Annotated in this window: 7 protein-coding genes; 4 read left to right on the forward strand and 3 right to left on the reverse strand. The window is 67.2% G+C overall.

What is annotated here, in order from left to right; all coding sequences use genetic code 11:
- Positions 1 to 39: 39 nt before the first annotated feature.
- The gene (locus AAH979_RS34645; RefSeq protein WP_346262349.1) at positions 40 to 930 is read right to left on the reverse strand and encodes a UbiA prenyltransferase family protein; all 891 of its coding nucleotides are present in this window, start codon (positions 928 to 930) and stop codon (positions 40 to 42) included.
- Between the two features lie 104 nt (positions 931 to 1,034).
- Complete coding sequence (locus AAH979_RS34650) at positions 1,035 to 2,063, reverse strand: NAD-dependent epimerase/dehydratase family protein (RefSeq protein ID WP_346262350.1); 1,029 nt, start codon at positions 2,061 to 2,063, stop codon at positions 1,035 to 1,037.
- Between the two features lie 1,573 nt (positions 2,064 to 3,636).
- Between AAH979_RS34650 and AAH979_RS34655 the strand changes: the two genes are divergently transcribed.
- Genes AAH979_RS34655 through AAH979_RS34670 form a run of 4 tightly spaced genes read left to right on the forward strand, consistent with a single transcriptional unit; the run spans position 3,637 to position 12,401 of the window.
- Positions 3,637 to 6,462, forward strand: coding sequence for a PQQ-dependent sugar dehydrogenase (locus tag AAH979_RS34655; protein WP_346262351.1), 2,826 nt, complete (start codon positions 3,637 to 3,639; stop codon positions 6,460 to 6,462).
- 14 nt (positions 6,463 to 6,476) lie between these two features.
- Positions 6,477 to 8,177 carry a ThuA domain-containing protein gene (locus AAH979_RS34660; protein WP_346262352.1) on the forward strand — a complete coding sequence of 567 codons (1,701 nt, stop codon included), beginning with the start codon at positions 6,477 to 6,479 and terminating at the stop codon, positions 8,175 to 8,177.
- A gap of 31 nt (positions 8,178 to 8,208) precedes the next feature.
- Positions 8,209 to 11,067: a glycoside hydrolase N-terminal domain-containing protein gene (locus AAH979_RS34665; protein WP_346262353.1), complete on the forward strand. Its 2,859-nt coding sequence runs from the start codon at positions 8,209 to 8,211 to the stop codon at positions 11,065 to 11,067.
- Positions 11,068 to 11,087: 20 nt separating this feature from the next.
- A complete protein-coding gene (locus AAH979_RS34670) occupies positions 11,088 to 12,401 on the forward strand; it encodes an RICIN domain-containing protein (protein WP_346262354.1) in 1,314 nt (437 codons plus the stop codon).
- 117 nt (positions 12,402 to 12,518) lie between these two features.
- On the opposite strand, the gene AAH979_RS34675 is transcribed toward AAH979_RS34670, so the two are convergent.
- Entirely contained in the window at positions 12,519 to 13,205 is a 687-nt protein-coding gene (locus AAH979_RS34675; protein ID WP_346262355.1) for a FadR/GntR family transcriptional regulator, read from the reverse strand.
- Positions 13,206 to 13,218 lie beyond the last annotated feature (13 nt).

Raw genomic sequence — 13,218 nt, forward strand, 5'->3', positions numbered from 1 at the left:
CGGCGAGTAACCCTCCACCGGGGCGGCCACTTCGGCTCCTCACGGTAGACGGATTGCATTGATGGAGGGGACCTTGATCACGAGTACGAGTGCGCCGATCGCGCAGACCCAGCTCCCGATGGACACGATGAGGGCACGGTCCCGCAGGAGCAACCGGACCGGGTCACCGCCTTCCTTCAGCACCAGAACCACCTGGAGGTACCGGAAGAGCGTGTACAGCACGAAAGGCAAGGAGATCAGCAGCACCTCCTGTCTGTACGGTGCGATCGGCGCCTCGGTGGCCAGGTACGTCAAGGTGGCGGCGAGACAGAGCACGCTGGCGAGCAGCAGCAGATGGTTCAGGAATTCCACCGAGTAGCCACGGAGCGAGGGGCGGTGCTCAACTCCCACCTCCACCAGTTCGTACCGGCGTTTTCCGAGGATCAGCAGGAGCGATCCGGAGAAGACAGCAATGAGCATCCAACTGGATGCCGCGACGCCGGTGGCCAGGTATCCCTGAACGACCCGCAACACGAACCCACCGGAGATCGCGCCCATTTCGATCAACGGCACATGTTTGAGGCCGGCGGTGTAGACGAGGTTCAGACCCAGATATCCGAGTATCGGCCAGGAACTGCCGTGCGGCGCGAACGCGAACAGCAGGCCCAGACCGCCGGTCAGCACTGCGCCGTACAGGACGAGCGCGGTGACGGAGAGCCGGCCAGCGGCGATCGGACGCCGGCTCTTTCCCGAGTGCAGTCGGTCGAGGCGCCGGTCGACCACGTCGTTGACGAGGTAGACCACGGCGGCGGCGAGGATGAACGCCACGATGGACCAGGCCACGCGCTCGAGAGCGGGCCACGACCACACCTCCAGGTCCACCAGCGCAATCGGCACCACCAGCACGTTCTTGATCCAGTGCGCCGGCCGGGCCAGCAGGAAGAGGTCCATGACCTGCCGCCGTACACCGGCCCGTTCCCGCTTGGTGGGTTGTTCCCGCTTGGTGGGTTGTTCCCACACGACATTGACGCTGTCCACGCGGCCCCCTGCCTGCCTTAGAAGAAGACTCTCGCCAACGACAGGGCTCCCTGGCGCCAGGCGTCCCGGCTGGTTCGGCCTACACCCGCCGGGCGCTGTTGGCACCACCAGTCATAAGAGCGCAGAATCGCGTCCTCATTGGAGAACCGTGGCGAGAATCCGAGTCGTTCACGTGCCTTGTCGATGGACACGTACGAGTCAATCAGCAGTTTGTGTGTCAGCCGGCGATAGACCGGCGAGAGGTGGCTACGCTCCAGCAGCCGCAGAAGCGGCAGGGCAGGCCATACCGGCAGCGATACGACACGCTTACCGTGCCCCGCGGCATCGAGTACCGACTGAAATGCGGCGCGCAGCGTTCCGAACTCGGCGGCACCTAGATTGTACGTATCGCTGGCGGCCTCGTCGGGTGCCGACAGCAGCAGCATGATGAACTCGACGAGGTCCTCCACGGCGAGCATCTGACTCAGAATGTCGCCGCGCCCGAGAACGGGAAAGTTGCGGCCGTCCGCGGCCCATTCGAAAAGCATCGCGAACAGGCCCATGCGGCCGGGGCCGAGAAAGGTCTTCGGGCGGACAATCGACACGCACATTCCATTGTCGCGAAATTCCTCCGCGATCTCCTCCGCCTCCGCCTTGGCCCGGCTGTAGGCGTCCACCGGCCGGCGCGGATGGGTCTCCGAAGTCGGCACCTCTAACGGCAGGCCGTACACCGCGGCCGAGGAGACATGGATGACACGAGGCACATCGGCGGCCCGGGCGGTCTCGAAGACATTGCGGGTGCCGTCGACGCTGATTTCCCGGAGCCGTCCCTTCGAATAGCTCGGCAATCCGCTCGCACAGTGCACGACGGCGGCGGCACCGGAGAACAGGTCGGTCAGGAACACCTTATCGCCGATGTCTCCGATCGTGTGCTCCACGCCGTTCGTCGGCTCCACGGGCGGGCGTAGGTCGACGCTGTGAACCACATATCCCGCACGCGCCAACCGGCGAACCAGGTTGTCCCCCAGCATTCCGGATCCGCCTGTCACCACGATCCGATCGCCCACCGAATCGCCCCCTTCTTACGCTGAACTGAGTTGTTTTGCTCGCGGTGGCGCAGTCCCACGTCCTGAACGATTCCCGAAAAGCCGCCGGACGTCTCTGGCGGGCCGAACAAATGCCCTGAGATAGCCACGCATCGCGGCGGCTACGTCAGCTCGGATCACATTAAGATCGATGAACGATGGATCGATCTTCCCCGGGACACTGGTTTCCTGGTGTCCACGGGCCTAGCTTGCGTCTCGGCCGAGTTCTCGCAGGACGGCCGCGGTCGCGGTGACGGATGCCCTGTACTGTGCATCGGTCACGGCCTGGCCGGCGCCGGATTTGCGGGGCTCGAATACCGCCGCAGTGTGATGCATAGGACGCCGATGGGGTTAAACGGCCCGCTCGCACCTCGTACTGTTGTCTGCCCTTCGCGGGGATGATCGGTTTTGGTCGAATCTCATCAAACCGGCTCCTTATATCCAAGATCTTTGGTGCGCGAGAGTCGCATGCGCCAACCCGATGAACCGAGCACATTGAAGCACACCACACGGCTGTTTCAATCTGGCTTCACCCCGGAAAGTAGTCGTCTGGTCTCTGTCTCTAACCGGGAAAAGACCCTCCCGACTTGGCTCATTTAGTGCGTGCCGTGGATGTCATCGAGGGCGGTGGCGGAGGTCGTCGGGTACTGGGTCGGCTGCCGGTGAGGGTGTGGTCGCCGGTCCGGATTTTCGATGGTGCGGTAGCGGCGGGCGGTGGTGACGAAGCGCCTGATCGATGTGCTGCGGGACGCGGAGCCGGAACACCTCGGCCCCTGCGAAGGCCGCCGAGGCGGCCCGGGCGCACTCGATGTTGCCCACCTGGCCGGCCTCCTGCCGGTACACCCCGGAGACGGCTACCCCGACGCTGCGGCGTCGCCCCGCGCTCGTGCCTGGCGCCGCCCGTGCCCCTGCGGTCGGTCAGCATCGCTTCCCGCGATGCCTGGACCCTCTGTTGCCATGCCGGACCTGGGGATCGAACCTCGATGCCTGCCAGCACAGCCCACACGTCACGGGTGTGGGCTGGGTTACGAGCCCCAGATGGTCGGGACGACGGCATCGCACGTGGTCGCGTGGCGACGCATTGACTGTCTCCTATTCGGTCGGCTAACGTATGACGTCTGATGAATGTTGGACACAGTGACACCCTCGAAGGATTCCCGCGATGTCCTCGTCAACGTTTCGGTTCTCCTGCCGTGCGACCGTCACGACCGGGGCGGCTGGGGCCGCCGCTGCCACTGGACTGTGGACGGTAGGCGCGGCCGCTGCCACCGACGGTCCGAGCAGCTACCCGGCGATGAGGGCGTCGGTTGACCAGCATCCACCGGCCCCCGCGTGGTTCCCGGATGCCAGGTTCGGCATCTACTACCACTGGCGTTTGTAGGGCCCACCACTGACGGCCACGCTGAGCCCCGTCCTGCGCCAGCTAGCGGCCGTTTCAGTCCTCGCCCGGTAGGGGCGGGTGTGGGTCCGTTCGATGGCAAGGCGGACCCGGGCCCTGATCCCGAAGTACCCGTATGCCCGAGCAAAAGCCGACGACCAAGGGTGTGACCGTCCTATGAAACTACGCGCGATCGCCGCGACAGCCGCCGCTGTCCTCCTCGCCGCCGGCACGGCGGCGGCCATTGTCAACCCCGGGTCACCGGCCGCCGCGCACCCGGTGAACTCGGCCGACTTCCAGCAGGTCGAGCTCGCCCGGGGGGTGGCCGAGCTGGGTGAGCCGATGTCCATGGCGGTACTGCCGGACCGCTCGGTGCTGCACACCGCCCGTAATGGGGCGCTGCGTCGAACCACTGCCACCGGGGTCACCAACGTGATCGGCACCCTGCAGGTCTATACGCACGACGAGGAGGGCCTGCAGGGCGTGGCGGTGGACCCGGGTTTTTCCAGCAACCGGTTCATCTACCTCTACTACGCGCCGCCACTGTCCACTCCGGGCGGCGACGCGCCGGCCACCGGGACGGACTTCTCGGCGTGGAACGGGGTGAACCGGCTGGCCAGGTTCACGCTCAACGCTGACTTCACACTCAACACGGCCAGCCAGGTGACCGTGTTGGAGGTCTCGACCAACCGCGGCATGTGCTGCCATGTCGGCGGCGACATCGACTTCGACGCGGCTGGCAACCTGTATCTGTCCACAGGGGATGACTCGAACCCCTTCGACTCGGGCGGTTACACCCCCATCGACGAACGCACCAACCGCAACCCGGTCTACGACGCGCAGCGCAGCGCGGGCAACACCAACGACCTGCGTGGCAAGGTACTGCGGATCAAGGTGAACCCGAACGGGACGTACTCCATTCCGGCCGGCAACCTGTTCCCGCCCGGCACCGCAGGCACCCGGCCGGAAATCTACGCGATGGGCCTCCGCAACCCGTTCCGGCTCAGCGTGGACAAGTCGACCGGCGCGGTGTACGTCAGCGACTACGGACCCGATGCCGGCACGACCAGCGCCACCCGTGGCCCGGCGGGCCAGGTCGAGTTCAACCGGATCACGTCGGCCGGCAACTACGGCTGGCCCTACTGCACCGGGTCGAACACTACGTCCGAGACCTATGTGGACTACGTGTTTCCGAGCGGGCCGTCCGGAAACCGGTTCAACTGCGCCGCGCCGGTAAACAACTCTCCGCGCAACACGGGGCTGACCAACCTGCCGGCCGCGCGCCCGGCGTGGATCAAGTACGACAACTGTTCGCTGGCCGCGTTCGGCTGCGGCTCGGAATCACCGATGGGCGGCGTGGTGTACCGCTACGACGCGGCCAACCCGTCCGCGGTCAAGTTCCCGGCCTCCCTCGACGGGCACTACTTCGCCATGGAGTTCGGTCGGCGCTGGATCAAGACCATCGACGTCAACGCCGACGGGTCGGCCGGGCAGATCAGCGAGTTCCCCTGGCGCGGCACGCAGATCATTGACAGCGACTTCGGCCCCGACGGAGCGCTGTACGTGTTGGACTACGGCACCGGCTGGGGCAGCGGCGACGCCAGCTCCGCGCTGTACCGCATCGAGTACAACCCGGCGGGCAACCAGGCGCCGGTCGCCCGCGCCAGTGCCAACCGCACGTCCGGCATCGCGCCGCTGACCGTCGACTTCTCCTCGGCCGGATCCTCGGACCCCGAGGGCGGTGCACTGACCTACTCGTGGAACTTCGGTGACGGCGGCACCTCCACGGCGGCCAACCCCAGTCACACCTTCACCGGCGACGGCCAGCGTACGGTCACGCTGACCGTGACCGATCCCGCGGGTCGCACCGGCGCCGCGTCGGTGGTGATCACGGTCGGCAACACCGCACCCACGGTCACGATGAGTACGCCGATCGACGGAAGCCTGTTCAACTTCGGCGACAACGTGCCGTACACCATCACGGTGTCGGACCCCGAGGACGGCACGGTCGACTGCGAGCGGGTGAAGCTGACCTATTTCCTCGGCCACGACGATCACGGGCATTCGATCACCTCGCGTACCGGGTGCTCGGGAACGCTGCAGATCCCGGTGGACGGTGAGCACGACACGGCGGCCAACCTGTTCGCGGTGTTCGACGCCGAGTACACCGACGGAGGTGCAAACGGTCAGCCGGCGCTGACCACGCACCAGCAGCACGTCCTTCAGCCACGGCACCGGCAGGCCGAGCACCGTGACACCCAGTCGGGTACCGGGCTGTTCAACAAGGCGACCGCGGAGGGCGGGCAGACAGTCGGCGACATCAGCAACGGCGACTGGATCGCGTTCCAGCGCTACGGGCTCGCGGGAGAGACCCAATTTACCGCCCGGGTGTCCTCCGGCGGCTCGGGTGGCACGCTCTCGGTCCGCGCCGGCTCGCCGACCGGCACGGTGCTCGGCTCGGTCACCGTGCCGGCCACGGGCGGTTGGGACATCTTCACCGAGGTTTCCACGGCGCTCTCCGCGGTTCCGGCCGGCACCACCACGTTGTACCTGACCTTCCACGGCGGCACCGGAACGCTGTTCGACGTGGACGCCTTCACGTTCGGCACGGCCCCCAGTGGCGGCGGCACCGGACGGATCGTCGGCGCCGGCGGCGCATGCGTCGACGTCAACGGGGGCAGCACCGCCGACGGCGCCAAGATCCAGCTGTGGGCCTGCAACGGCGGCACGAACCAGCAATGGACCCGCAACGGCAACACCTGGCGGTCACTCGGCAAGTGCATGGGCGTGGCCGGCGGCGCCACCGCCGACGGCAGCCTGGTGCAGCTGTCGACCTGCAACGGCGCCGGCGGGCAGAACTGGACGGCGGGAGCCAACGGCTCCCTGGTCAACGCTCAGTCAGGCAAATGTCTCGACGCCAACGGCGGCAGCTCCGCCAACGGCACCCAGCTCATCATCTGGAGCTGCCACGGCGGCACCAACCAACGCTGGACCCTGCCATGAGAGGAATCCCAGCCATGCGACCAACAACACGTAACATCCTCGGCGTCGCGGCGGCGGCGTTGGTGATCCTGGCGAGTACCGGCAACACGCCGGCGAATGCCGCGGACGCGCCGTACGACGTGCTGGTGTTCTCCAAGACCGCCGGCTTCCGGCACGACTCGATCCCGGCCGGCATCCAGCTGATCCGAGACCTGGGCACCGCCAACAACTTCACGGTGACCGCGACGGAGGACTCGAACCAGTTCAACGCCACCAACCTCGCCCAGTTCGAGGCCGTTGTCTTCCTCAACACCACCGGTGACGTGCTGAACGCCACCCAGCAAACCGCCTTCGAGAACTACATCCGGACCGGCGGCGGGTACGTGGGCGTGCATTCAGCCTCGGACACCGAGTACGACTGGCCGTTCTACGGCGAGCTGGTCGGCGCGTATTTCGCCTCGCACCCGGCGATCCAGCAGGCCACCGTCCGAGTGGAGAACCGGGCGCACGCGGCGACGGCCGGGCTGAGCCCGACCTGGGTGCGTACCGACGAGTGGTACAACTTCCGGACCAACCCCCGGTCGTCGGCCCGGGTGCTGTCCACCCTCGACGAGTCGAGCTACTCCGGCGGCGGGATGGGGGCCGACCACCCGCACACCTGGTGCAAGACTCTCCAGGGCGGACGCTCGTTCTACACCGGAAGCGGCCACACCCAGGCCAGCTACACCGAGGCGGGCTTCCGGTCGCTGGTGCTCGGCGGCATCAGGTACGCAGCCAACCGGACCAGGGCGGACTGCCGCGCGGAAACCGGCTACACCGCCCTCTACGACGGCGCCACCACCGGCTGGTCCCAGGCCGGGCCGGGCGGGTTCAGCAACAGCAACGGCACGCTGACGTCTTCCGGCGGGCTGGGCATGCTGTGGTACAGCACCAAGGAGTTTCGCTCCTACTCCCTGAAGCTCGACTGGATGATGCCGGGCGACGACAACTCCGGCGTGCTCGTCGGATTTCCGGCGAGCAGCGACCCGAACTCGGCCATGAGCAACGGGTACGAGGTGCAGGTCGATGCCACCGACACCGCGGACAGGACCACTGGCGCGGTGTACGGGGTCAAGTCGGCGGACATCGCCGCCCGCGACGCCGCGCTGAACCCACCCGGCGAGTGGAACACCTACGAGCTGCTGGTCGAGGGAGAGCGGCTGCAGGTCTTCCTGAACGGCGTCAAGATCAACGATTTCACCAACACGGATCCGGCGCGATCGCTGACATCCGGCTACATCGGCATCCAGAACCACGGCACCGGCGATGACGTGTCGTTCCGCAACATCCGGATCAAGGAGTTGGGCGGCACCGCGCCCCGGGTCGGCCCGATCACCAGCGCCACCGGCAAGTGCGTCGACGTCAGCGGTTCCAGCTCCGCCGACGGCGCGAAGATCCAGCTGTGGAGCTGCCACGGCGGCACCAACCAGCAATGGACGGTCAACGGGAACACGCTGCGCGCGTCCAACAAGTGCATGGGCGTCGCCGGCGGCGGCACGGCGAACGGCGGCCTGGTCCAGCTGTCGACCTGCAACGGTAGCGGTGCGCAGAACTGGACCCCCGGAGCCAACGGCGCCCTGGTGAACTCGCAGTCGGGCAGATGCCTGGACGCCAACGGCGGCAGCTCCGCCGACGGTACCCAGCTGATCATCTGGACCTGCCACGGCGGCACCAACCAGCGCTGGACCCTTCCGTAACGGCATCGCTCGGCTGCTTGGAGGAGACAAGATGCCTGAAGTGACACGAAGGAAACTACTCGGAGCCGGGGCGGCGGGGGCCGGCGTCATGCTGCTGCCGGCGGGTTGGACCGCAGCCGCTCGGGCCGGGTCGATTGCACCGCCACAGGTGCTGGCAGCCAATGACATGGCGTTGTGGTACGACGAGCCGGCGGGTTCGGATTGGTTGCGGGCTCTGCCGATCGGTAACGGCCGGTTGGGCGCGATGGTGTTCGGGAATGTCGACACCGATCGGCTTCAGCTGAACGAGGACACTGTGTGGGCCGGTGGCCCGTACGACTCGGCCAACACCCGTGGTGCGGCCAACCTGGCGGAAATCCGGCGGCGGGTCTTCGCCGATCAGTGGACGCAGGCGCAGGATCTGATCAACCAGGCGATGCTGGGCAGCCCCGCCGGGCAGTTGGCCTATCAGCCGGTCGGCGACCTGCGGCTGGCCTTCGGTAGTGCCAGCGGGGCGTCGCAGTACCAGCGGACCCTCGATCTGACCACGGCCACCGCTACCACCAGCTACCTGCTCAACGGGGTGCGGTTTCAGCGTGAGGTGTTCGCGAGCGCACCGGACCAGGTGATCGTGATCCGGTTGACCGCTGACCGGGCCAACGCGATCACCTTCACCGCCACGTTCGGCAGCCCGCAACGGACGACCGTGTCCAGCCCGGACGCCGCCACGATCGGCCTCGACGGTGTTTCCGGCAGCATGGAGGGGATCAACGGGCAGGTCCGGTTCCTCGCTCTGGCCAATGCCGCCGTGAGCGGCGGTACGGTCAGCAGTTCTGCTGGCACGCTGCGGGTCTCCGGCGCGACCAGCGTCACCGTGTTGGTGTCGATCGGATCCAGTTACGTCAACTACCGGACGGTCAACGGCGACTACCAGGGCATCGCGCGCCGGCACCTCGACGCGGCCCGCAACATCGGCTTCGACCAGCTGCGCGGCCGGCATGTGGCCGACTATCAGGCGCTGTTCAACCGGGTGTCGATCGACCTGGGACGCACGGCGGCGGCCGACCAGACCACCGACGTGCGGATCGCACAGCACGCGAGCGTCAACGATCCGCAGTTTTCCGCGCTGCTGTTCCAGTACGGCCGCTACCTGCTGATCTCCTCCTCGCGGCCGGGCAGCCAGCCGGCGAACTTGCAGGGGATCTGGAATGACCAGATGGCCCCGTCCTGGGATTCGAAGTACACCATCAACGCGAACCTGCCGATGAACTACTGGCCGGCCGACACCACCAACCTGTCCGAGTGTTACCTACCGGTCTTCGACATGATCAAAGACTTGACGGTGACCGGCGCCCGCACCGCTCAGGCGCAGTACGGCGCCGGGGGTTGGGTCACCCACCACAACACCGACGCGTGGCGCGGCTCGTCGGTGGTCGACGGTGCCCTGTGGGGGATGTGGCAAACCGGGGGCGCCTGGCTGGCCACCATGATCTGGGACCACTACCAGTTCACCGGAGACGTCGAGTTCCTGCGCGCCAACTACCCGGCCATGAAAGGCGCTGCCCAGTTCTTCCTCGACACGCTGGTCACCCACCCGACGCTCGGCTACCTGGTCACCAATCCGTCGAACTCGCCGGAGCTGCCTCATCACGCGAATGCCAGCGTGTGCGCGGGGCCGACGATGGACAACCAGATCCTGCGTGACCTCTTCAACGGCGTCGCACGGGCCGCCGAAGTCCTCAATGTGGATGCCAGCTACCGCACCCAGGTACTGGCTGCCCGGGACCGGCTGCCACCGACGCGGGTCGGGTCCCGCGGCAACATCCAGGAATGGCTCGCCGACTGGGTGGAGACCGAGCGGACTCACCGGCACGTTTCCCACCTGTACGGGCTGCACCCCAGCAACCAGATCACCAAACGCGGCACCCCGCAACTGCACCAGGCCGCACGTCAAACCCTGGAACTGCGGGGCGACGACGGCACCGGCTGGTCACTCGCCTGGAAGATCAACTACTGGGCTCGACTGGAAGACGCCGCCCGCGCCCATAAGCTCCTCGGCGACCTGGTACGCACCGACCGGCTCGCACCGAACATGTTCGACCTGCACCCGCCTTTCCAGATCGACGGCAACTTCGGCGCTACCTCCGGCATCGCCGAAATGCTGCTGCAAAGCCACAACAGCGAACTACACCTACTACCCGCCCTACCGTCCGCCTGGCCGACCGGGCAGGTTGCCGGGCTCCGGGGCCGCGGCGGATACACCGTCGGCGCCGCTTGGAGCAGCAGCCGGACCGAGCTCGTCGTCACTCCCGACCGCACCGGGCCCGTCCGCGTTCGCAGCCGGATCTTCGCCGGCACCTTCGAACTGCGCGACGAGACGAGCGGCGCCGCCGTCCAGCCGACGCGGATCGAGGCCGATCTCGTCGAGTTCGCCGGCCAGGCCGGCCACACCTACCGCGCGTCCGGGGTCATGTCGGGGCCGGTCGAGGCCGGTGTGCACTACCGGCTCGTGGCCCAGCACAGCGGCAAGGCCGCCGACATCAACGGTGCGTCCACCGCCGCCGGTGCGTCGCTCATCCAGTGGCAGGCCGGCAGCGGACAGAACCAGCAGTTCGAGTTTCTGCCGGCGGACGGCGGCCACTTCCGGATCAGGGCGCGGCACAGCGGTCTGTTCCTGCAGGTCGCCAGCAACAGCACTGGCGCCGACATCACCCAGCAACCCGACACCCCCAACGCCGCCAGCCAGCAATGGCGGGTGGACGACCAGGGCGGCGGGGTGGCCAGACTGATCAACCGGCAAAGCGGTCTGGCGATGGACGTTTGGCAGGCCTCGACCGCCGACGGTGGCCGCATCTCCCAGTGGACACCCGGCACGGGCGCCAACCAGCGATTCCAGCTTCAACGAATCTAGCTCGCGAAAGGAGTCACGTGATGACAGGCCGTCGATCAATTCTCGGATTTTCCGCAGTAGTGGCACTGATCGTCCTGGCAGCGGGTGGCGCGGCGCAGGGCGGCGCTGTCGGCGGGCGCTCGTCACCTACCGATATCGTGGCAGCTGCGGCAACCGCCGGTTGCGGGAAGGCCCCGACACTGACGAGCGGCACGCATACGATCCAGAGTAGCGGTAAGAACCGATCCTTCATCCTGAGCATTCCCACCAACTACGACAACAACCGTCAATATCGGTTGATATTCGGGTTTCACTGGTGGGGTGGCACCGCCGAGGCGGTCGCCTCGGGCGGAAGTGATGGGGACGTCTACGCCCACTACGGACTGCGGCGCCTTGCGAACGACAGCGCGATCTTCGTCGCGCCGCAGGGCATCGGCAACGGCTGGGCCAACTCCGGCAGCGAAGACGTGACCTTCGTCGACGACATGATCCAACGGATCGACGCAGCCCTTTGCATCGACACGACGCAGCGCTTCTCCCTGGGCTTCAGCTACGGCGGCGCCATGAGCTACGCACTCGCATGTGCCCGACCGACGGTTTTCCGTGCGGTCGCGGCCATAGCCGCCCCCGGACCCATCAGCGGGTGCAGCGGCGGTACCCAGCCCTTCGCGTACATGGGTATCCACGGCATCGGCGACAACATCGGTGCCGGACGGGCGCTGCGGGACAGGTTCGTGAACAACAACGGCTGCACTCCCCAGAACCCGCCAGAGCCGGCCGCGGGTAGCCGTACCCACATCACCACCGCCTACACCGGGTGCCGGGAGGGGTACCCGGTTGTCTGGGCCGCCTTCGACGGAGGGCACCAGCAAGGCCCCGTGGACGGGTGCGCCGGCTGTGAGAGCGGCGCCAGGAGTTGGGTCAAGGACGAGGTGTGGAAGTTCTTCACGGGTGAGACGAACCCCAACCCGAACCCCACCGCCTTCCGGCTGCGGAGCGAGTCCGCGGGCCGGTGCCTGGACGTCAACGGCGCGAGCTCGGCCAACGGCGCCCAGATGATCGTCTGGGACTGCCACACCAACGCCAACCAGCAGTTCAGCCAGAGTGGACAGACCCTGCAGGTGTTGGGCAAGTGCCTCGACCTGCCCGCCAACGCCGCCGCTGGCACCCAGGTGCGCATCTGGGACTGCGGAGGAGGCACCAACCAGCAGTGGAACGTGAACAGCAACGGCACGATCGGCAACGCGCAGAACGGGCTGTGCCTGGACGTCAACGGCGCCGGCACCGCAAACGGCACCCCCGTGGTGGTCTGGAACTGCCACACCGGAACCAACCAGCGCTGGGCCCGAGCGTAGGCAGAGGCGTGCAGGCGGCTGTGGTAGCAGCGGCCGCCTGCACCCACCAAGTGTCAGGTAGCGGTGCAGGTCGCGCCGGGCGGTCGATACGGTGGAGTTCAGCCGGTCGGCTCGGTTCTACCGTTCTTCGGGTAGGTGGGCGCGTAACCAGGTCTCGGTCGTGGTGATGTGCATAAGGGCGGCCGCTTGGGCCTGGATGGCGTCCCCGGCGGCCAGTGCCAGGTAGATCGCCTCGTGTTCGCGCAATGTGTGCCCGGCGGCGTCTGCGTCGACCAGCCCGCGCCACACCCGGGCGCGTAGGGTCCGGCTGGAGATGCCTTCCAGGACCATCGTCAGCGTCTCGTTGCCGGTAGCGGCGACGACCGCGCGGTGGAAGGCCAGGTCGTGCTGGTTGAGTAGCTCCACGTCGTCGGCGGCGGCGCGCATGGCCTCCAGATGGCCCTTGACCTCGGCGAGCTGCAGTGCCGAGATGCGGGTGGCGGCGAGCCCGGTCGCGGCGGTCTCGAACAGCCGGCGCACCTCGGTGAGCTCCAGCATGGTGTCGCCCTGCAGCAGTTCGACCGCACCGCCGATGCCTTCCAGCAGCACCCGTGGTTGCAGGCTGGTGACGAAAGTACCGTTGCCCCGTCGCACTTCCAGCACCCGGGCCGCCACGAGTGCCCGTACCGCCTCCCGCATGATGTTGCGCCCCACACCCAGCTCGGCGGCGAGCTGCTGCTCCGGCGGAAGCTTGGTGCCAGGCGGGAGCTCGCCCGACTGGATCAACTCGCGAAGGCGTGTCATCGCCTTCTCGGTCAACGACATGTCGTGACCCCTT

Source organism: Plantactinospora sp. ZYX-F-223 (assembly GCF_039649625.1).
GTDB lineage: Bacteria > Actinomycetota > Actinomycetes > Mycobacteriales > Micromonosporaceae > Plantactinospora.